Genomic DNA, 20,178 nt, shown 5'->3' with positions numbered 1-20,178 from the left:
GTACAGGGATCAAGGAGCTGTGCTCCTGTGAAAGTGAGCACCATGGCGGTGCGCGCCCTACAAATCCCAAACCGTGCAAAACGCCCTCAACGGGCCGCCCCGTCCGTGCCCAGCCAGCCGGCCAGCTTGCCGCCGTGCCCCACGGCCCGCAGCCGGCTCTCGGTCGCGTCCCGGACGGGGTCCGTGGCGACCACGAGGAGTTCGTCCCCGCGCTGGAGAATCGTCGTCGGCAGCGGGACGAAGGATTCGCCCCCGCGCACGATGAGCGTCACGGCCGCACCGTGCGGCAGCCGCAGCTCGGCCACCTCCACGCCGTGCATCTTCGATTCGCCGGGGATCGCCACGGACAGCAGGTGGCCCCGCAGCCGCTCCAGCGGGGCGGACTCGATGCCGAGGTCGGCGGCTTCCGAGCCGTCCCCCAGGTGCAGCTTGCGGCCCAGCCAGGGCAGCGTCGGGCCCTGGACCAGGGTGTAGACGACGACCAGCACGAACACGATGTTGAAGATCCGCCGGCTGGCGTCGACGCCCTGAACCATGGGGATGGTCGCCAGGATGATGGGCACGGCCCCGCGCAGCCCCGCCCAGGACATCAGCGCCTGCTCCTGCCACGGCACCCGGAACGGCGACAGGCAGAGCACCACGCTCAGCGGTCGCGCCACCATGGTCAGCACCAGCCCGATGACCAGCGCGGGCACGATGTCGTCGCCCAGCTCGTGCGGGGTGACCAGCAGGCCGAGCAGGACGAACATGCCGATCTGGGCCATCCAGCCGAGCCCGTCGGCGAACCCGCGGGTGGCCGGCCAGTGCGGCAGCCGCGCGTTGCCCATCACCATCGCCGCGAGGTACACCGCGAGGAAGCCGCTCCCGTGGGCGAGGGCGCCGGCCGCGTAGGCCACCACGGCGATCGCCATGACGGCGATCGGGTAGAGGCCGGAGGCGGGCAGCGCCACGTGCCTGAGCCCCCAGGCGCCCAGCCAGCCCACCGTGAGGCCGATGGCCGCGCCGATCGCCAGCTCCAGCAGGATCACGCCCAGCAGCGTGTACCAGTGCTCGACGGGCCCGGCGGTGGACAGGGACACCACGAGGATGACCACCGGGGCGTCGTTGAAGCCGGACTCCGCCTCCAGCGTGCCCATCACGCGCGCGGGCAGGGGGATCTTGCGCAGCACGGAGAACACGGCCGCGGCGTCGGTCGAGGAGACGACCGCCCCGATGATGAGGGCCTGCCGCCACTCCAGGCCGATCAGGTAGTGCGCGGCCGACGCCGTGACCCCGACGCTCACCGCGACACCGGCCAGCGCCAGTGCCGTGGCGGCCGGCAGGGCCGGCTTGATCTCCTTCCACTTCGTGCCCAGACCACCCTCGGCCAGGATCACGACCAGGGCCGCGTACCCGATGACCTGAGTCAGTTCGGCGTTGTCGAAGTGGATGTCGCCCACGCCGTCCTGGCCCATGGCGACGCCTATCCCCAGGTACACGAGCAGGCTGGGGAGCCCGCTGCGCGAGGAGATCCGTACCGCTGCGACGGCGACGAGCAGGACGAGCGAGCAGACGAGCAGGAGCTGGTTGAGGTGGTGAACAGTCAGCGGCCGATTCCTTCCCTGGCCCGCACGCACGCGCGCGTGGGCTCACGTACATCGCACATGAAGCTGTGGCGCACCGCGCCAACTACTTCGTTACCTTACCTAACTCTTGACGATTTCTTGACACTTCTTGAGGCAAGATCGAACGTCCGTCCGTACCGGTTTCCGACTCCGCGTCAAGGGGCGCAAGGCCCTGCGCCTATCGTTGCTCCAGCGCTCAGTTAAAAGCACAGCCGAACCTGCCGCTCGCGTTAGGACAGCAAGGACAGCGATGCCCCCCAACACCACCGCCTCCACGGGTCAGCAGCCCGGCAAGTCCGGCAGGAGAAAGGGGCGCAAAGCCCGACTTATCGTGCTCGTCCTGGTGCTGGCCCTCATCGGGGGCGTGGCCTACGGGTCGTACTGGTCCATCAGTACCGTCCGGGCCTCCTTCCCGCAGACCAAGGGCACCCTCACATTGAAGGGCCTGTCGGGCCCGGTCGAGGTCAAGCGCGACAACTACGGCATTCCGCAGATCTACGCCTCGTCCGACGCGGACCTGTTCATGGCGCAGGGCTACGTCCAGGCGCAGGACCGGTTCTACGAGATGGACGTCCGCCGCCACATGGCCGCCGGGCGGCTGTCGGAGATGTTCGGCAAGGACCAGGTCGACAACGACGAGTTCCTGCGCACCCTCGGCTGGGACCGGGTCGCCAAACAGGAGTACGACACCAAGCTGTCGGCCGCCACGAAGAAGTACCTCCAGGCCTACGCCGAGGGAGTCAACTCCTACCTCCAGGGCAAGGACGGCGAGGACATCTCCCTGGAGTACGCGGCGCTGGGCTTCACCAACGACTACAAGCCGCAGAAGTGGACCCCGGTCGACTCGATCTCCTGGCTGAAGGCGATGGCCTGGGACCTGCGCGGCAACATGCAGGACGAGATCGACCGCGCCCTGCTCACCAGCCGCCTCGGCCCGAAGCAGATCGCCGACCTGTACCCGAAGTACCCGTACAGCCGCAACAAGGCGATCGTCCAGGAGGGTCAGTACGACGAGCTGACGGGGGCGTTCGAGCAGGGCGGCGCGAGCGGCACGTCAGGTACGAGCGGCACCGCGGGAGCCTCCGCCGGAACCGGAACCGCGGGCACCCAGGGCGCCGCCCCGGGCGCGTCCGGCGCGGGCGGCACCGCCTCCGGCCCCTCGGGCACCGCGGGCCTGGACAGCCAGCTCGGCGGCCTCACCGACGTCCTGGACGACCTCCCGCCGGCCGTCGGCGTGAACGGCGACGGCATCGGCTCCAACTCCTGGGTCGTCGGCGGGGAGTACACCATCACCGGCAAGCCGCTGCTGGCCAACGACCCGCACCTGTCGCCCTCCCTGCCGTCCGTCTGGTACCAGATGGGCCTGCACTGCCGCAGCGTCTCCAGCGCCTGCCAGTACGACGTCAGCGGCTACACCTTCGCCGGCATGCCGGGCGTGATAATCGGCCACAACCAGAACATCTCCTGGGGCATGACCAACTCCGGCGTGGACGTCACCGACCTCTACCTGGAGAAGATCACCGGCAACGGCTACCTGTACGACGGCAAGGTCAAGCCCTTCGAGACGCGCGAGGAGACCATCGAGGTCGCCGGGGGCGAGTCCAAGAAGATCGTCGTCCGCGAGACCAACAACGGGCCCCTGCTGTCCGACCGCGACGAGGAGCTCGTGAAGGTCGGCAGGAAGGCCACCGTCGACACCGCCGCACCCGACAGAGGCGACGGCTACGGCGTCGCGCTGCGCTGGACCGCCCTCCAGCCCGGCACCACCATGGACGCCGTCTTCGCCATGAACAAGGCGAAGAACTGGACCGACTTCCGCAAGGCCGCCGCGCAGTTCGAGGTGCCCTCGCAGAACCTGGTCTACGCCGACACCGAGAACCACATCGGCTACACGCTGCCGGGGAAGATCCCGCTGCGCCAGAAGGGCGACGACGGCTCCATCCCGGCGCCCGGCTGGGACCCGAAGTACCGCTGGACCGGCTACATCCCGCAGGACGCGCTGCCCTACGAGTACGACCCGGAGCGCGGCTACATCGTCACCGCCAACCAGGCCGTGATCGACCCGGACAAGTACCCGTACACGCTCACCGCGGACTGGGGCTACGGCGCGCGCAGCCAGCGGATCACCGACCTGATCCAGTCGAAGATCAAGGACGGCGGCAAGATCTCCACGGACGACATGCGCCAGATGCAGCTGGACAACAGCAGCGAGATCGCCCGGCTGCTGGTGCCCACGCTGCTGAAGATCGACCCCGGGAACAAGGACGTCCGCGAGGCGCAGAAGCTCCTGGAGGGCTGGGACTACACCCAGGACGCCGACTCCGCGGCGGCGGCCTACTTCAACGCGGTGTGGCGCAACGTCCTCAAGCTCGCCTTCGGCAACAAGCTGCCCAAGGAGCTGCGCCCCAAGGGCCAGTGCCTGTGGGTCGAGCCGGTCAACACCACCGGTCCCGCCGACGAGGCGGAGAAGGTCCGTGAGTGCGGCCAGCGCGACCGCGACCGGGCGCAGCCGGACGGCGGCGACCGCTGGTTCGAGGTGGTCCGGGGTCTCATGAACCAGCCCGACAGCGACTGGTGGACGACCCCCGAGGTGCGCACCCGTCCCGCCGCACACAACCGCGACGAGCTGTTCAAGCGGGCCATGATCGACGCCCGCTGGGAGCTGACCGCCAAGCTCGGCAAGGACATCGACTCCTGGAGCTGGGGCCGGCTGCACCGCCTGTTCCTGAAGAACCAGACCCTCGGCACCGCGGGCCCCGGTTTCCTCCAGTACGCCCTCAACCGCGGCCCCTGGGAGCTCGGCGGCGGCGAGGCCACCGTCAACGCGACCGGCTGGAACGCGGCCGGCGGCTACGGGGTGGTGTGGGTGCCGTCCATGCGGATGGTGGTGAACCTCGGCGACCTCGACAAGTCGAAGTGGATCAACCTCACCGGCGCCTCCGGGCACGCCTACAGCGCGCACTACGTCGACCAGACCGACAAGTGGGCCGACGGCGAACTGCTGCCCTGGTCCTTCTCGGAGCAGGCGGTCGAGAAGAGCACGGCCGACAAGCTGGTGCTCAGGCCGTGAGCCGGTGAACGAAGGGCCCTCCACGCGCACGCGTGAGGGCCCTTCGGCGTCAGGACGCCGGCCGGAACCGTCGCACCCCCGCAGGCGTCACCACCGCGTCCACCGGCCGGTCGTGCGGCTCGGCGGGGACGAGCCCGACGACCTCGGAGTCGTACAGCAGCACCACCAGGGCGGGATGCGCCCCCGCCCGCTCCAGCCGTGCCAGGACCCGGTCGTAGGAGCCGCCGCCCCGGCCGAGGCGCATCCCGCGCGCGTCCACCGCCAGGCCGGGCAGCAGCACGGCGTCGGCGGTGGTCACGGCGTCGGGTCCGAGGCGCTCGCCGGCGGGTTCGAAGAGGGCCATGCGGCCGCCGTGTTGCACGCGCGCCAGGGAGCCCTGGCCCTCGTACGCGCCCCAGTCCAGGTCGTTGTCGGGCAACAGGGCCGGCAGCAGCACGCGCACGCCCCGGGCGCGCAGCGCGTCCAGGAGCGCGAGCGTCCCGGGTTCGCTCCCCACCGAGACGTACGCCGCCACCGTCCCGGCCCGCGCCAACTCGGGCAGCTCCAGCGCCCGCCCGGCCAGCGCGGCCGACTTTTCCCGCAGGTCATCGGCCGTCAACCTGTTCCTCACCGCGAGGATCTCGCGCCGCAAACTCCGCTTGTCAGGCTCGCCCGGACGTGCGATAGGCCTCAATGGTTGCTCCCGTACCGTCGCAATACGCTCATATGAGCGCCTATGAACCGGAGCCGCAGATTCCATGCAAAGGCACCGGATAGGGTGGCCGACATGACTCAGTTGCACCCTCGGATCAGCAAGGCTGTCATTCCCGCAGCAGGCCTCGGCACCCGGTTCCTGCCGGCCACCAAAGCCACTCCCAAGGAGATGCTGCCGGTCGTGGACAAGCCCGCGATCCAGTACGTGGTCGAGGAGGCCGTCGCCGCGGGTCTCGACGACGTCCTCATGGTGACGGGCCGCAACAAGCGCCCCCTGGAGGACCACTTCGACCGCAACTACGAGCTGGAGTCGGCCCTCCAGAAGAAGGGCGACGCCGGCCGTCTCGCCAAGGTGCAGGAGTCCAGCGACCTCGCGACCATGCACTACGTCCGCCAGGGCGACCCCAAGGGCCTCGGCCACGCCGTCCTGTGCGCCGCCCCGCACGTGGGTGACGAGCCCTTCGCCGTCCTCCTCGGCGACGACCTCATCGACCCCCGCGACCCCCTGTTGCAGCGCATGGTCGAGGTCCAGGAGCAGCGCGGCGGCAGCGTCATCGCGCTCATGGAGGTCGCCCCGGAGCAGATCCACCTCTACGGCTGCGCGGCCGTGGAGACCACCGAGGACAGCGACGTCGTCCAGGTCAGCGGCCTCGTGGAGAAGCCCGACCCGGCCGACGCCCCGTCCAACTACGCCATCATCGGCCGCTACGTCCTCGACCCGCACATCTTCGAGATACTGCGCCGGACGGAGCCGGGCCGCGGCGGCGAGATCCAGCTCACGGACGCCCTTCAGGAGCTCGCGGCCGACGAGAAGATCGGCGGCCCGGTGCACGGCGTGGTCTTCAAGGGCCGCCGTTATGACACCGGCGACCGCGGCGACTACCTGCGTGCCATTGTCCGACTCGCATGCGAACGTGAAGACCTGGGACCGGACTTCCGGACCTGGCTTCGCAGTTACGTAGCCGAGGAGATGTAGCCCGTTGAGCAGCGCCGCGCCCCACGTCACCGGCCAGGACCACGCCGGCCCCGACCCCCTGTGGTCGGTGGACGAGCACCTGGAGGACATCCTCGCCACCGTCCGCCCCCTGGAACCCATCGAGCTGCACCTGCTCGACGCCCAGGGCTGCGTCCTCGTCGAGGACATCACGGTGCCGGTGTCCCTGCCGCCCTTCGACAACAGCTCGATGGACGGCTACGCGGTACGGGTCGCGGACGTGGCGGGCGCGAGCGAGGAGTTCCCGGCGGCCCTGGAGGTCGTCGGAGACGTCGCCGCGGGCCAGGCCGGACTGCTCCACGTGGGCCCCGGCCAGGCCGCCCGCATCATGACCGGCGCCCCGCTGCCGCCCGGCGCCGAGACGGTCGTGCCCGTCGAGTGGACCGACGGCGGGCTCGGCGAGGGTCCGGTGCGCGGCATGCGCGCCCGCAGCCTCGGCCCCGAGGGCGCCACCGGGCACGTGCACGTGTACCGCGCTGCCGAGGCCCGCGCGCACGTGCGCGCCAAGGGCAGCGACGTGAAGGCCGGCGACCGTGCCCTGGAGGCCGGCACCGTGCTCGGCCCGCCCCAGATCGCCCTGCTCGCAGCGATCGGCCGCGGCACCGTCCGGGTCCGCCCGCGCCCACGCGTGGTGGTGCTCTCCACCGGCAGCGAACTCGTCCAGCCGGACACGGAACTGGGCACCGGTCAGATCTACGACTCCAACAGCTTCGCCCTCACCGCCGCCGCCCGGGACGCCGGCGCCATCGCCTACCGCGTGGGCGCCGTCGCCGACGACGCCGAGACCCTGCGCTCCACCATCGAGGACCAGCTGGTCCGCGCCGACCTGATGGTCACCACGGGCGGCGTGAGTGTCGGCGCGTACGACGTGGTGAAGGAAGCCCTGTCCCACGTCGGCGACGAGGACGAGGCCGGCAGCGGCATCGACTTCCGCAAGCTCGCCATGCAGCCCGGAAAGCCCCAGGGCTTCGGCTCCATCGGCCCCGACCACACCCCGCTGCTGGCCCTGCCCGGCAACCCGGTGTCGTCGTACGTCTCCTTCGAACTCTTCGTCCGCCCCGCGATCCGCACCCTGATGGGCCTCCAGGACGTCCACCGCCCCACGACCCGGGCGACCCTGGCCGCCGAGAAGGCGCTGACCTCCCCGAAGGGCCGCCGCCAGTTCCTGCGCGCCGGCTACGCCGACGGCAAGGTCACCCCGGTCGGCGGCGCCGGATCCCACCTGGTCGCCGCCCTCGCCCACGCGGACGCACTGATCGTCGTCCCCGAGGACACCGAGTCCGTCGAACCGGGCGCCGAGGTCGAGGTGGTCCTGCTCGGCCGGTAGCCGCTGGTTGGGAGTACCGTGTCGCGCACAGCAGGCCCGTGCGCCGCACCGCGACGGGCCCGGACCGGGAGCGCCACACAGCATGAGCACGCAGGACCCACCCCCGCAGGACGGCCCCACGCAGGACCGGCTGACGCACATCGACGCGGCGGGCGCCGCCCGCATGGTCGACGTGTCGGAGAAGGACGTGACCGCGCGCACCGCCCGCGCCAGCGGGCGTGTCCTCGTCTCGCCCCGCGTGATCGAGCTGCTGCGCGGCGAGGGCGTCCCCAAGGGCGACGCCCTCGCGACCGCGCGGATCGCCGGGATCATGGGCGCCAAACGCACCCCCGATCTGATCCCGCTCTGTCACCCGTTGTCGGTGTCCGGTGTGAAACTGGACCTGTCGGTCGCGGACGACGCCGTGGAGATCCTCGCCACGGTGAAGACGACGGACCGCACGGGTGTCGAGATGGAGGCCCTCACCGCGGTCTCCGTCGCCGCGCTCACCGTGATCGACATGGTCAAGGCGGTCGACAAGGGAGCGGTCATCACGGACGTACGGGTGGAGGAGAAGACGGGCGGCAAGTCGGGCGACTGGAGCCGGGCATGACACTGGACGCTTCGACCGGCGGTGCACTGCCCGCGCCGTACGCCGCCCTCGTCGTCACGGCCTCGAACAGGGCCGCCGCAGGTATCTACGAGGACAAGGGCGGCCCGATGGTCGCGGACGGCCTGAAGCGCTTCGGCTTCGAGGTCGACGGCCCCCAGGTCGTCCCCGACGGCGACCCGGTCGAGGCCGCCCTGCGCGCCGGTGTCGACGCCGGCTACGACGTCATCGTCACCACCGGCGGTACGGGCATCTCGCCCACCGACCGCACCCCCGAGGCGACCCGCCGCGTCATCGACCACGAGGTGCCGGGCATCGCCGAGGCCATCCGGGCGTACGGCCGGGAGAAGGTGCCGACCGCGGCGCTCTCCCGGGGCCTGGCCGGAGTGGCGGGCGGCACCCTGATCGTCAACCTGCCCGGTTCCAGCGGCGGCGTGAAGGACGGCCTCGCCGTCCTGGAGCCGTTGCTCGCCCACGCCGTCGAGCAGCTGCGGGGCGGCGACCACCCCAGACCCGCCAGCGGGGGTGCGAGCTGAACAGCCCATCCTGGCCCGTGGAGCTGGTGGACGGCGACATCGTCCTCAGGCCGATAAAGCTGCGCGACCAGCGGGCATGGCGCGAGGTCAACCGGCGCAACCGCGACTGGCTGCGCCCCTGGGAGGCGACGATTCCGCCCCCCACGCCCGGCGGGCCGATGACGCACCGCCCGACCTTCCGCCAGATGGTCCGCCATCTGCGGTCGGAGGCGAAGGCGGGCCGGATGCTGCCCTTCGTCATCGAGTACCAGGGGCGGCTGGTGGGGCAGTTGACGGTCGCCGGGATCACTTGGGGCTCGATGTGCTCGGGCCACGTCGGTTACTGGGTGGACGAGTCGGTGGCCGGCCGCGGCGTGATGCCCACGGCGGTGGCGCTCGTCACCGACCACTGTTTCCGCACCGTCGGACTGCACCGCATCGAGGTCTGCATTCGCCCCGAGAACGGGCCCAGCCGCCGGGTCGTGGAGAAACTCGGATTCCGTGAGGAGGGCCTGCGGCCGCGTTATCTCCACATCGACGGGGCCTGGCGCGACCATCTCGTCTTCGCCCTCACCGCGGAAGAGGTGCCGGACGGCTTGCTGAGGCGCTGGCAGCGGGCGCGGTCGCAGAGTAATCCGGGAATGCGGCACCACCCCGGAAATTGAATAAGTGTTCGAAATTGATCGACCGGTGACCATCTCGGGGCAATGAATTCCCGGCCTGGGCGGTCTGCTGATCGCATCGGTCACAAGAAAAGTTCGAAATATCAGCCAGATCGTGCGACACACCGGCTCAATTGGCAGATGGCCTCACGCAAACCCCTCTACGGTGTGAGGCGTGAGCAGCAGCGGCCTCATCTACGCAGTCATTGTCGGGGCCTGGGCCGCCTACTTGGTGCCGATGTGGCTCCGTAGGCAGGACGAGCTGAACGAGGCCCGTCCGACGGAACGCTTCAGCACCGCCATCCGGCTGCTGTCCGGACGGGCGGGGATGGAGCGCCGGTACGCCAAGGACCTGCGGGCGCGCTCCACCGACGAGGGGGAGCAGGACGCCGACGACCTGGACGCCGTCACCGACTCGGTGGACGTCCGGGCCTTCGCCGTGTCCAAGACCCGTCCCCAGACCCAGGCACCCGTACCCTCGCCCGGCCCCGAACAGCCCGCCCGCCCGGCGGCCCCCGAACCCCCCGCCCGTCAGTCGCCCGCACCGCACGCGGCGACGCCCGGACGCCCCCGGGAACGTGTCCCCGCCGCCCGGCGCAGCGCCTCGGCGCAGGCGGACCAGGCGGCCGCGGCACGAGCCCGGCGCTCGAAGGTGCTCGCGCGCCGCCGGCGCACCACCACCATGCTGTTCCTCGCCTTCACCCTCGGCGCGATCGTCGCCGCGGTCGGAGGGCTCGCCTTCCTGTGGGCACCCGGCGTGCCCGCGGTCATGCTCAGCGTCTACATCGCGTACCTGCGCTCCCAGGAGCGCCGCCGCTTCGCCTACCAGATGGACCGCCGCATGGCCGAGGCCGCGGCGCAGCGCCTGCGGGAGCGCCAGCGCCAGCCCCGCCGCCGCACCCTCGCGGCCGAGGAGAGCGACGAACCGGAGGAGGGACCCGAGCCGGCGACCGACCCCGGCCTGTCGGCCCTCGCGGCGGACCGGCGCGCCCTCGTCGAGCAGACCGACCACGCGGAGTGGGTCGACCAGCAGCGCGAGCGGCAGCGGCGGCCCGGGCAGGGCGGCGACAGCTGGGAGCCGGTACCGGTGCCCCTGCCGACGTACGTGACCGCCCCGGTCGCCCCGCGGGCCACCAGCGACGTGGATCTCGGCGCCCCGGACACCTGGAGCTCGGCGCGGTCGAGTGCGGTCACGCCCAACGCGGAGAGCGAGTCCGCCGCCCCGGACCACCCGGGCGAGCCGCAGCACCCCGCCCAGGACGCGGGCGACGACGACGGGGACGGACGCACCGACGCCCGCCGCGCGGCCTCCGCCCGCCGTGCCCGCGAGCGCGGCCGCACCCCGCTCTTCGACCAGTACGAGGACGGGGAGCGCCCCCGGGCGGCCAACGAGTAGGCCGCGAAAGCCGCAGGTGACCGCCCCTGGGGAACGGATTTCCAAGCAGGCCGATCGGGGTGCTAAAGTTTCACTCGTTGCAAGGGCCTGTGGCGCAGTCCGGTAGCGCACCTCGTTCGCATCGAGGGGGCCAGGGGTTCAAATCCCCTCAGGTCCACGCAGCTCAGAGCCCCGGTCGGGAAACCGACCGGGGCTCTGACGTGTGTTCAGCGCCCCATGCCCTGGAGACTCTTGGCGAAGCAGCGGCTCGACTCGTAGTGGCGGTAGTAGCCGAACTTGGCGCACGGCTCGTAGCCACTGGACCTGTACAGGGCTATGGCCTCCGGCTGCTTGGTGCCGGTCTCCAGGACCATCCGGACGCGGCCGGCCGCGCGGGCGTCCTCCTCCAGGGCGGCCAGGATGCGCCGGGCCAGGCCACGGCCGCGCATGCCGTCCACCACGTACATGCGCTTCAGCTCGGCGTCGCCGTCGAGGTTGCCCTCGTCGTTGGTGTCCTGGGCGCGCCAGCCGCCCGAGGCGACGGGGGTGCCGTGCTCGTCGTAGGCGATCAGGTAGATGCCGTTGGGCGGGTCGAAGTCCGCGGCGGCCATGGGGGTGGCGTCGCCGTCGTCGCCGTAGCGGACGACGTACTCGGCCTGCACCTGGTCGTTCAGCTTCATGGCGTCGGGGTGGTCGAAGGAGACCCGGCGTATGTGCATGCCCGCTACCGTATTCGATCCGGAACTGGACCTCGTCCAGGGTGCCGGTATCGTGCCCGGGTGCTCACTGTGACCTCTGTGAATGTGAACGGGCTGCGTGCCGCCGCGAAGAAGGGCTTCGTGGAGTGGCTCGCGGACACCGAAGCCGACGTGCTGTGCCTCCAGGAGGTGCGCGCCGAGCCGGAGCAGCTGCCCGGGTCCGTCCGCGCGCCGGAGGGCTGGCACGTCGTGCACGCGCCGGCCGCCGCCAAGGGGCGGGCCGGAGTGTCCCTCTACAGCCGCCGCGCGCCCGACCGGGTCCGGATCGGGTTCGGCTCGGCAGAGTTCGACGGCAGCGGCCGGTACGCGGAGATCGACCTGCCGGGCCTCACCGTCGCCTCCCTCTACCTGCCCTCCGGCGAGGTCGGCACCGAGCGGCAGGACGAGAAGGAACGCTTCATGGGCGAGTTCCTCGCCCACCTGAAGGGGCTGCGGGAGCGTGCCGCCGCCGAGGGGCGCGAGGTGCTCGTCTGCGGCGACTGGAACATCGCCCACCAGCGGGCCGACCTCAAGAACTGGCGCGGCAACCAGAAGAACTCCGGCTTCCTCCCCGAGGAGCGGGAGTGGCTGACCCGGGTCCTCACTCCCGAGGACGGCGGCTACGTCGACGTCGTCCGCGCACTCCACCCGGACACCGAGGGGCCGTACTCCTGGTGGTCGTACCGGGGGCGGGCCTTCGACAACGACACCGGATGGAGGATCGACTACCACGTGGCCACGCCTGGGCTCGCCGGGCGGGCGGTCAAGGGGTTCGTGGAGCGGGCGGCCACGCACGCGGAGCGGTGGTCGGACCACGCGCCGGTGACCGTCGTCTACGACCGTTAGGGCTTCCTCATCCTCCGGTCCAACGCCAGCGACAGCTCCGCCTCCACCACGCTGCGGGCCAGGGGGCGCAGGCGGGGCAGGTCCTCCGGGGAGGCGTGGCGAAGGACCAGGGTGGTGAAGAGGTCGGCGAGGGCGTCGGCGTGGGTGCGGACCTGCTGGGCCGCGGCGAGGACGTCCGCGAGGGGGATGCCCTCGTGGACCAGGGCGGAGGAGACGTCCAGGAGGCGGCGGCTGACGTGGACGATCTCGCCGCCGTCGGTGCCGAGGTAGCCGAGTTCCATCGCGGCGGCGAGGTTCTCCGGGGTGGCCTCGCCGGCGAAGTGGTCGGCGAGTTCCTCGGGGGTGAGGTGGACCGGTTCCTCTTCGGTCGGGCCGCCGACGCCGAGCAGGTCGCCGACGTCGCGGCCGTGGTCGAAGGCCTCCGCCAGTTCCGCGATGCCGCTGAGGGTGTGGCCGCGCTCCAGCAGGGCCGTGATCGTGCGCAGCCGGGCCAGGTGCTGGTCGTCGTACCAGGCGATGCGGCCCTCGCGGCGGGGTGGCGGGATCAGTTTGCGTTCGCGGTAGAAGCGCAGGGTGCGCACCGTGATCCCGGCGAGGCGGGCCAGCTCTTCCATGCGGTATTCACGCTTCTCGGCCACCTGGGCACCTTAAGGCGTACCAGGGGTAACTTTCCTCGTCCCGCCCCCTACCCATCGGTACGCCGCTGCCCTACGCTCCCACTGCGCCAGTGTTCACTGGCATGGTTCTCGTGGTGTGTGTGGAGGTGTCGGCATGGGCGAGCGCGAACACGAGCATGTGCGGGTCGCGGTGGTCGGGTCCGGGTTCGGCGGGCTGGGGGCCGCCGTGCGGCTGCGTCGCGAGGGCGTGACCGACTTCGTCGTCCTGGAGCGGGCGAGCAGTGTCGGCGGGACCTGGCGGGACAACAGCTACCCGGGGTGCCGGTGCGATGTGCCGTCCCATCTGTACTCGTTCTCCTTCGCGCCCAATCCCGACTGGCCGCGCGCCTTCTCGGGGCAGGAGCACATCCGCGCCTACCTGGAGCACGTGACGGACGTGTTCCGGCTGCGCCCGCACATCCGCTTCGACTCGGAGGTGAAGCGGATGAGCTGGAACGCCGAGCGGTTGTGCTGGGACATCGAGACCAGCAGCGGGAGCCTGTCGGCGGACATGGTCGTGTCGGCGACCGGGCCGCTGTCGGACCCGAAGATTCCGGACATCCCGGGTCTTGACTCCTTTCCGGGCGAGGTCTTCCACTCGGCCCGCTGGGACCACGACTGCGACCTGCGCGGCAAGCGGGTCGCCATGGTGGGGACCGGGGCCTCGGCCGCCCAGATCGTGCCCGCCATCCAGCCCGAGGTCTCGCGCCTGACCCTGTTCCAGCGCACGCCGCCCTGGGTGATGCCCCGCGTCGACCGGAACATCAGCGGCGCCGAGCGCTGGCTGCACCGGCAGCTGCCCTTCACCTCGCAGCTCAGGCGCGGACTGCTGTGGGGCATCCGGGAGTTGCAGGTCCAGGCGTTCACCAAGCATCCGGGGCAGCTCGGTCTCGTCGAGGAGCTGGCGCGGCGCAACATGGCCCGTTCGATCAAGGACCCGGCGCTGCGCGCGAAACTGACGCCGGACTACCGCATCGGCTGCAAGCGGATCCTGTTGTCGAGCGACTACTACCCCGCGCTCGCGCAGCCCAACGTGGACGTGGTCGCCGGCGGGCTCACCGAGGTCCGTGGGTCCACCCTGGTCTCCGCCGACGGCAGCGAGGCCGAGGTGGACGCGATCGTCTTCGGAACCGGCTTCCACGTCACCGACATGCCCATCGCCGAGCGTGTCGTGGGCGCCGACGGGCGGACCCTCGCCGAGACCTGGAAGGGCGGCATGGAGGCCCTGCGCGGCGCCTCCCCGGCCGGCTTCCCCAACTGGATGACGATCATCGGGCCCAACACGGGCCTCGGGAACTCCTCGATGATCCTGATGATCGAGTCGCAGCTGAACTACCTGGCCGACTACGTCCGTCAACTCGACGTGCTCGGCGGCCGGGTGGCCCTCGACGCCCGGCCGGACGCGGTGCGCTCCTGGAACCACCGGGTGCAGGAGCGCATGCGGCGCACGGTGTGGAGCACCGGTGGCTGCACCAGCTGGTACCTCGACGCGAGCGGCCGCAACACCACCATCTGGCCCGGCACGACCGGCGAGTTCCGGCGGGCCACGCGGCGCGTGGACCTCGCGGAGTACGACGTCCTGCGGGCTCCGGCGGCGAAGAAGGGCACCGTGCAGGAGAAGGCCGGGGTGGAAGCGTGAGCCGTCTCCTGCATGCCGACTCCGGCCCCTACGCCCCGCCCGCCCCGGCGCGTGAACTGACCGCCGTCTCCGCCGACGGCGCCCGGCTGCACGTCGAGGTCCACGGGCCCGAGGGCGCCCCCGCCGTCGTCCTGGCCCACGGCTGGACCTGCTCCACCGCCTTCTGGGCCGCGCAGATCCGCGACCTGGCCGCCGACCACCGGGTCATCGCCTACGACCAGCGCGGCCACGGGCGCAGCCCCGCGAGCCCGGCGTGCAGCGCGGACGCGCTCGCCGACGATCTGGAAGCCGTCCTCGAAGCCACCCTCGCGCCCGGCGAGGAGGCCGTGATCGCCGGGCACTCCATGGGCGGGATGACCGTGATGGCCGCCTCCGGGAGAGCCGCCTTCCGGGCGCACGCCGCCGCCGTCCTGCTGTGCAGCACGGGCAGTTCGCAGCTGGTCGCGGCCTCCACCGTCGTGCCGATGAGGGCCGGGCGGGTACGGACCTGGCTGACCCGGCGGATTCTCGGCAGCCGTGCCCCGCTCGGGCCGGTCACGCCGCTGGCCCGCAGGATCCTCAAGTACGGGACGATGGGCCCCGCTTCGGCCCCGGACATGATCGATGCGTGTGCCCGGATCGTGCACGCCTGCCCCCGCACGGTCCGTCACTCCTGGTCGCAGGTGCTGGATCTGCTGGACCTCGACCATGGGGTGCGCGCACTGGACGTGCCCACGGTCGTGATCGTCGGGACGGCGGACCGGCTGACGCCGCCGGTGCAGAGCCGGGCCCTGGCCGCCGCGCTGCCGCATTGCACCGGCGTCGTCGAACTGCCCGGTATCGGCCACATGACGCCCGTCGAGGCGCCCGAGCTGGTCAACGGCACGGTCCGGGACCTCGTCCGCACACACATCCAGGTCGTATCCGAGGAGAGCGCATGAGCAGGGTGAGCCTCGAAGGCAAGGTCGCCGTGGTGACCGGGGCGGCGCGCGGTGTCGGGGAGTTGCTGGCCCGCAAACTGTCCGCGCGCGGGGTGAAGGTGGCGCTGGTCGGGCTGGAGCCGGACGGGCTCAAGCAGGTCTCCGGGCGGCTGCACAGCGACAGTGACCACTGGCACGCCGACGTCACCGACCATGAGGCGATGGCGCGGGTCGCGAGCGAGGTCGAGGAGCGCTTCGGGAGGGTCGACATCGTCGTCGCCAACGCCGGTGTGGCGACCGGCGGGCCCTTCGTCGACTCCGACCCGGAGTCCTGGCGGCGGGTGATCGAGGTCAACCTGATCGGCTCGGCGGTGACCGGCCGGGCCTTCCTGCCGGCGCTGCTGGAGAGCCGGGGGTATCTGCTCCAGATCGCGTCCCTCGCCGCGATCACCCCGGCGCCGATGATGAGCGCGTACTGCGCGTCCAAGTCGGGTGTGGAGGCGTACGCGCACAGTCTGCGGGCCGAGGTCGGGCACCGGGGCGTGAAGGTGGGCGTCGGGTACCTGTCGTGGACCGACACCGACATGGTGCGCGGGGCCGATCAGGACGACGTCATGCGGGAGTTGAGGCAGCGGCTGCCCTGGCCGTCGAACAAGACCTATCCGCTGGGGCCGGCCGTGGACCGGCTCGTGGAGGGGATCGAGCGCCGGTCGAGCCATGTGTACGGGCAGTGGTGGCTGCGCGGGATGCAGGGCGTGCGCGGCTACCTGCCCGCGGTCATCGGGACGGTGGGCCAGCGCGAGATGCGGCGGTTCGCGGACCGGCTGACCGACATGCGCACGGGCCTGGTCGGGGCGGGTGGTGCGGCCGACGAGCAGCAGCGCACTACGCTCCGTAAGTGATCGACATGCGCAGCGTCACGGCCCATGTGAATCTGATCGAGCCAGATCCCCTCACCCCCAACGGGAGTGAACCCACATGGGTATGAAGGACCAGTTCCAGGAGAAGTCCGAGCAGTGGCAGAACCAGGCTCGCCAGAAGGCGGAGCAGGCTCGTGAGCAGGTGCCGGGCCGCAACCGCCGGCGCGACGAGGACATGGACCCCTCGCAGCCGCAGCGCGACCGTGAGCGCACGGAGCCGCACCGCGACCGTGAGCGCGAGCAGGAGGACCGCTTCGACCAGGACTTCGACGCCTGACGTTGCGTGCTGAGCGGACTGGGGCGTCCCCGTGCGGGGCGCCCCTTTCCGCTGTGCGGGCGCCCCTTTCCGCTGTGCGGGGCCGGGCGTTCACGTCCTGGGCGGCAGCTTCGGGCGGGAGCGGTCCGGTACGTCGCTGTAGGTCGGCGGTGTCGCGGGCGGGTTGCTCTCCAGCAGTCCGAGCGCCAGCTCCACCGCGTCGGCCAGCTGGGCGTGCCGCCCCTCGGCCCAGTCCAGCGGGGTGCGCAGGACGTCGATGTCGGGGGCGACGCCCTTGTTCTCCACCGACCAGCCGTAGGCATCGAACCAGGCCGCGTTCATCGGCACCGTGATCACCGTGCCGTCGCCCAGTTCGTGCCGGCCGGTCATGCCGACCACCCCGCCCCAGGTGCGCTGCCCCACGACCGGGCCGAGCTTCAGCAGCTTGAACGCGGCGGTGATCATGTCGCCGTCGGAGGAGGTCGCCTCGTCGGCCAGGGCCACCACCGGGCCGCGCGGCGCGTTCGAGGTGTAGGACACCGGCTGGGCGTCGCGGGTCAGGTCCCAGCCCAGGATGGTCCGGCTCAGCGTCTCGATGACCAGCTCGCTGATGTGACCGCCGGCGTTGCCGCGCACGTCCACGATCAGGGCCGGGCGGGACACCTCCATGCGCAGGTCGCGGTTGAACTGGGCCCAGCCCGAGCCGCCCATGTCGGGGATGTGCAGGTAGCCGCAGCGCCCGCCGCTCAACTCGCGCACCACTGCCCGGCGTTTGGCCACCCAGTCCTGGTAGCGCAGCGGTCGTTCGTCGACGAGCGGGACGACGGCGACCCGCCGGGAGGGGCCCGTGCCCTCCGCCGGGTCGAAGGTCAGCTCCACCGTCGTACCGCCCGCGCCGGCCAGCAGCGGATAGGGGCCCGCGTCCGGATCGACCGGGCGGCCGTCCACATGGGTGAGGACCGCGCCCTCCCGGATGCCCGAACCGGCCAGCGGGGAGCGGGCCTTGGAGTCGGAGGAGTCGCCGGGAAGGATCCGCTTCACGGCCCAGCCGCCGTTCCTGCGGACGAGGTTGGCGCCCAGCAGGCCCTGCCGGCGCTGGTAGTGCGGCGGGCCCTCGTTGCGCCGGGCGGCGGTGACGTAGGCGTGGGACGTGCCCAGTTCGCCGAGGACCTCGCGGAGCAGGTCGGCGAACTCGTCGGGGGAGGCGACCCGTTCGACGAGCGGGCGGTACTGGTCGAGCACCCCGTCCCAGTCGATGCCGCACATGCCCGGATCCCAGAAGTGGGCCCGGATCAGCCGCCCCGCCTCCTCGTACGACTGCCGCCACTCCGCCGCCGGGTCGACCGTGTGCAGGATGCGGCGCGCGTCGATCCACACGGTGGAGTCGCTGTCGCCCTGCTCGCCCGCCGGGACCGCGCGCAGCTCGCCCTCGTCGACGATCACCAGCCGGCTGCCGTCGCCGCTGACGGCGAACCAGTCGAGGTGCTGGGCGAGTTCGGTCCTCCTCGCTTTGGTGATGCCGAAGTGCTCCAGGGTCGGCCGGCCGGTGGTGTCGTCGGGGTTGGCGAACGTCTCGCCGAGGGCGCCGGAGATGGGCCAGCGCAGCCAGACCAGCCCGCCGCCCGCCACCGGGTGCAGCGCGGAGTACTTGGAGGCGGCCACCGGGAACGGCGTGACGCGGCTCTCCAGCCCCTCGGCCTCGACGGTCACGGCCCCGTTGTCGCCGTTGTCGTCGTCCTCCACCGGGTCCAGGCCCCCGGCGGCCGGGCGGCCCTCGGGGTTCACCGCGAACGGGGAGGGCGTCGCGGAGGACAGCGGCACGAGGTACGGGCGGCAGCCCAGCGGGAAGGACAGGTCGCCGGTGTGCACGTCGTAGACGGGGTCGAAGCCGCGCCAGGACAGGAAGGCGAGGTAGCGGCCGTCGCGGGTGAAGACCGGGTTCTCGTCCTCGAAGCGGCCGCCCGTCACGTCGACGATCAGCCGGTCGGCGAGCCGGGCCATCTTGATCTGCCGCAGGGTCCGCCCGATGCCCGGGTGGGACCAGGTCAGCCAGGCCCCGTCCGGGGAGAACGCGAGGTCGCGCACGGGTCCGTTGATGGACCGGATCAGCTCGGTGACCTCCCCGTCGGAGTCCTCCGTGACGTCGACGAGGAGGAGCCGGCCGTCGTGCGAGGCGACCGCCAGCCGCTCGCCCTCGGGGTCGGAGATCAGTTCGCGCACCCGGCCCAGCGCGCCCGGGGCGTGACGCCGGGGCGCCCGCTCGCCGCTCGCCCGGGGCAGGGAGGCGATCTCGATGGCGTCCTCGCCCTCGGCGTCCGTCACGTACGCCACGCGCCCGCTCGCGCCGAGCATCTCGGGCAGCCGCACCCGGACGCCGGGGGTGTCGGTGAGGGTGCGGGCGGGGCCGTCCCGGTGCGTCAGCCAGTACAGGCTGCCGCGTACCACGACGGCACTGGCCCGGCCGGTCTCGTCGACGGAGAGCCCGTCGACGTGCCGGGACGCCGCCACCTGGTAGGGGCGACGCCCCGCCCGCGGCCCGCTGAGGCGTACGTCCAGCCGCCGTGGTTCGGAGTCGGGGGAGAGGTCGTCGATGATCCACAGGTCGCCCGCGCACTGGTACACCACCCGGGTGCCGTCGCTCGCGGCGTGCCGGGCGTAGAAGGCGTCGTGGTCGGTGTGCCGGCGCAGGTCCGAGCCGTCGTGGGCGATGGAGTAGAGGTTGCCGACGCCCTCGTGGTCGGAGAGGAACGCGATGCGGCCGCCGACGAACATGGGCGAGTGCAGATGGCCGCCGATGCCTTCGAGCAGCCGTTCGCCGTGCAGCCAGAGCCGGCCCGTGGCGCCGCCGCGGTAGCGCTTCCAGGAGGCCGGTTCGTGCGGCGGGGTGCCGGTGAGCAGCAGGGACCTGCGCTCACCGGCCACGTCGGCGACCTGGATGTCGGAGACGGGCCCCCAGGGCAGTTTGCGGCCCGGGTCGCCGGCGGCGGAGATCTTGTAGGCCCAGGTGAAGAAGGAGAAGGGCTCGCCGTGCGAGGCCACGGCCAGGATCTCGCCCTCCGGGGTCCAGCCGCAGACCCGGGTGTCGGCGCTGCCCCAGTGGCTCACCTGGCGGCCCGGGCCGCCGTCCACCGGGACGACGTGGACCTCGGGCACCAGGCTGCGCCAGCTCGTGTACGCGAGCCGGCGGCCGTCGGGCGAGAAGCGGGGGTGGCCCAGCTTGGTGCGGTCGACGGTGATCCGCCAGGCCCGGCCGGGGGCGTCGAGCGGGGCGAGCCAGAGGTCGTCCTCGGCCACGAAGCACAGCAGGTCGTCATGGAGGTGCGGCAGACGCAGATAGGTCACGTCCTCATGCTTTGCCGGGGGACGGACCAGGGCAACTCAAGACATTGACCCACC

17 protein-coding genes and 1 tRNA gene are annotated in these 20,178 nt (G+C 71.8%); 13 read left to right on the top strand and 5 right to left on the bottom strand.

What is annotated here, in order from left to right; translation table 11 throughout:
• Positions 1-86: 86 nt before the first annotated feature.
• Positions 87-1,616, bottom strand: coding sequence for a potassium/proton antiporter (locus GTY56_RS38060; RefSeq protein ID WP_161369823.1), 1,530 nt, complete (start codon positions 1,614-1,616; stop codon positions 87-89).
• Positions 1,617-1,854: 238 nt separating this feature from the next.
• On the opposite strand from GTY56_RS38060, the gene GTY56_RS38055 reads away from it, so the two are divergent.
• Positions 1,855-4,674 carry a penicillin acylase family protein gene (locus GTY56_RS38055; protein WP_161369822.1) on the top strand — a complete coding sequence of 940 codons (2,820 nt, stop codon included), beginning with the start codon at positions 1,855-1,857 and terminating at the stop codon, positions 4,672-4,674.
• A 49-nt stretch (positions 4,675-4,723) separates the two neighbouring features.
• Here the strand turns inward: GTY56_RS38055 and GTY56_RS38050 are convergent, their stop codons facing one another.
• A complete protein-coding gene (locus tag GTY56_RS38050) occupies positions 4,724-5,272 on the bottom strand; it encodes a 5-formyltetrahydrofolate cyclo-ligase (protein ID WP_524540183.1) in 549 nt (182 codons plus the stop codon).
• Between the two features lie 168 nt (positions 5,273-5,440).
• On the opposite strand from GTY56_RS38050, the gene galU reads away from it, so the two are divergent.
• The 7 genes from galU (at position 5,441) to GTY56_RS38015 (ending at position 11,007) form a co-directional block, all read left to right on the top strand.
• Positions 5,441-6,343 carry a UTP--glucose-1-phosphate uridylyltransferase GalU gene (galU, locus tag GTY56_RS38045; protein WP_033312152.1) on the top strand — a complete coding sequence of 301 codons (903 nt, stop codon included), beginning with the start codon at positions 5,441-5,443 and terminating at the stop codon, positions 6,341-6,343.
• 4 nt (positions 6,344-6,347) lie between these two features.
• The gene (gene glp, locus GTY56_RS38040; RefSeq protein WP_161369820.1) at positions 6,348-7,688 is read left to right on the top strand and encodes a molybdotransferase-like divisome protein Glp; all 1,341 of its coding nucleotides are present in this window, start codon (positions 6,348-6,350) and stop codon (positions 7,686-7,688) included.
• A gap of 82 nt (positions 7,689-7,770) precedes the next feature.
• Positions 7,771-8,280: a cyclic pyranopterin monophosphate synthase MoaC gene (gene moaC, locus GTY56_RS38035; protein ID WP_051814844.1), complete on the top strand. Its 510-nt coding sequence runs from the start codon at positions 7,771-7,773 to the stop codon at positions 8,278-8,280.
• Entirely contained in the window at positions 8,277-8,813 is a 537-nt protein-coding gene (locus GTY56_RS38030) for a MogA/MoaB family molybdenum cofactor biosynthesis protein (RefSeq protein ID WP_161369819.1), read from the top strand. Before moaC ends, GTY56_RS38030 begins: the two co-directional genes overlap by 4 nt.
• Positions 8,814-8,830: 17 nt before the next feature.
• Positions 8,831-9,457 carry a GNAT family N-acetyltransferase gene (locus GTY56_RS38025; RefSeq protein ID WP_161369818.1) on the top strand — a complete coding sequence of 209 codons (627 nt, stop codon included), beginning with the start codon at positions 8,831-8,833 and terminating at the stop codon, positions 9,455-9,457.
• Between the two features lie 172 nt (positions 9,458-9,629).
• Positions 9,630-10,850 (top strand): divisome protein SepX/GlpR, encoded by a 1,221-nt coding sequence (gene sepX, locus GTY56_RS38020; RefSeq protein WP_161369817.1) that lies wholly within the window; start codon positions 9,630-9,632, stop codon positions 10,848-10,850.
• 83 nt (positions 10,851-10,933) lie between these two features.
• Positions 10,934-11,007 (top strand) — tRNA-Ala (locus tag GTY56_RS38015).
• A 49-nt stretch (positions 11,008-11,056) separates the two neighbouring features.
• Here GTY56_RS38015 and GTY56_RS38010 read toward each other — a convergent pair.
• The gene (locus GTY56_RS38010; RefSeq protein ID WP_161369816.1) at positions 11,057-11,548 is read right to left on the bottom strand and encodes a GNAT family N-acetyltransferase; all 492 of its coding nucleotides are present in this window, start codon (positions 11,546-11,548) and stop codon (positions 11,057-11,059) included.
• Between the two features lie 69 nt (positions 11,549-11,617).
• Here GTY56_RS38010 and GTY56_RS38005 point away from each other — a divergent pair, with 69 nt between their 5' ends.
• Complete coding sequence (locus GTY56_RS38005) at positions 11,618-12,412, top strand: exodeoxyribonuclease III (protein WP_161369815.1); 795 nt, start codon at positions 11,618-11,620, stop codon at positions 12,410-12,412.
• On the opposite strand, the gene GTY56_RS38000 is transcribed toward GTY56_RS38005, so the two are convergent.
• Positions 12,409-13,026, bottom strand: coding sequence for a MerR family transcriptional regulator (locus GTY56_RS38000; RefSeq protein WP_161369833.1), 618 nt, complete (start codon positions 13,024-13,026; stop codon positions 12,409-12,411). The genes GTY56_RS38005 and GTY56_RS38000 overlap by 4 nt on opposite strands.
• A gap of 157 nt (positions 13,027-13,183) precedes the next feature.
• Between GTY56_RS38000 and GTY56_RS37995 the strand changes: the two genes are divergently transcribed.
• From GTY56_RS37995 to GTY56_RS37980, 4 genes are all read left to right on the top strand, one after another.
• Positions 13,184-14,707, top strand: a complete 1,524-nt coding sequence (locus tag GTY56_RS37995) for a flavin-containing monooxygenase (protein WP_161369814.1) — start codon at positions 13,184-13,186, stop codon at positions 14,705-14,707.
• Positions 14,704-15,627 carry an alpha/beta fold hydrolase gene (locus GTY56_RS37990; RefSeq protein WP_161369813.1) on the top strand — a complete coding sequence of 308 codons (924 nt, stop codon included), beginning with the start codon at positions 14,704-14,706 and terminating at the stop codon, positions 15,625-15,627. Before GTY56_RS37995 ends, GTY56_RS37990 begins: the two co-directional genes overlap by 4 nt.
• Positions 15,624-16,508, top strand: coding sequence for an SDR family oxidoreductase (locus tag GTY56_RS37985; RefSeq protein WP_161369812.1), 885 nt, complete (start codon positions 15,624-15,626; stop codon positions 16,506-16,508). The genes GTY56_RS37990 and GTY56_RS37985 overlap by 4 nt, the downstream gene beginning before the upstream one ends.
• A gap of 76 nt (positions 16,509-16,584) precedes the next feature.
• On the top strand, positions 16,585-16,803 hold the full coding sequence (locus GTY56_RS37980) for a hypothetical protein (protein ID WP_161369811.1): 219 nt from the start codon (positions 16,585-16,587) through the stop codon (positions 16,801-16,803).
• 90 nt (positions 16,804-16,893) lie between these two features.
• Here GTY56_RS37980 and GTY56_RS37975 read toward each other — a convergent pair whose 3' ends face one another.
• Positions 16,894-20,124 (bottom strand): S41 family peptidase, encoded by a 3,231-nt coding sequence (locus GTY56_RS37975; RefSeq protein ID WP_161369810.1) that lies wholly within the window; start codon positions 20,122-20,124, stop codon positions 16,894-16,896.
• Between the last annotated feature and the right edge of the window lie 54 nt (positions 20,125-20,178).

Source organism: Streptomyces sp. SID5643, assembly GCF_009872555.1.
Taxonomy (GTDB): Bacteria; Actinomycetota; Actinomycetes; order Streptomycetales; family Streptomycetaceae; genus Streptomyces; species Streptomyces iakyrus.
The sequence above is the reverse complement of the archived record's forward strand: the minus strand, read 5'-3'. Positions and strand labels throughout refer to the sequence as shown.

Bases quoted from the DNA above. Each gene is read 5' to 3' on its own strand.
- GTY56_RS37980 (WP_161369811.1), top strand. From the start codon at position 16,585: ATGGGTATGAAGGACCAGTTCCAGGAGAAGTCCGAGCAGTGGCAGAAC.
- GTY56_RS38055 (WP_161369822.1), top strand. From the start codon at position 1,855: ATGCCCCCCAACACCACCGCCTCCACGGGTCAGCAGCCCGGCAAGTCC.
- moaC (WP_051814844.1), top strand. From the start codon at position 7,771: ATGAGCACGCAGGACCCACCCCCGCAGGACGGCCCCACGCAGGACCGG.
- GTY56_RS38000 (WP_161369833.1), bottom strand. From the start codon at position 13,026: ATGGAAGAGCTGGCCCGCCTCGCCGGGATCACGGTGCGCACCCTGCGC.
- GTY56_RS38010 (WP_161369816.1), bottom strand. From the start codon at position 11,548: ATGCACATACGCCGGGTCTCCTTCGACCACCCCGACGCCATGAAGCTG.
- galU (WP_033312152.1), top strand. From the start codon at position 5,441: ATGACTCAGTTGCACCCTCGGATCAGCAAGGCTGTCATTCCCGCAGCA.
- GTY56_RS37995 (WP_161369814.1), top strand. From the start codon at position 13,184: ATGGGCGAGCGCGAACACGAGCATGTGCGGGTCGCGGTGGTCGGGTCC.
- GTY56_RS37985 (WP_161369812.1), top strand. From the start codon at position 15,624: ATGAGCAGGGTGAGCCTCGAAGGCAAGGTCGCCGTGGTGACCGGGGCG.
- GTY56_RS38030 (WP_161369819.1), top strand. From the start codon at position 8,277: ATGACACTGGACGCTTCGACCGGCGGTGCACTGCCCGCGCCGTACGCC.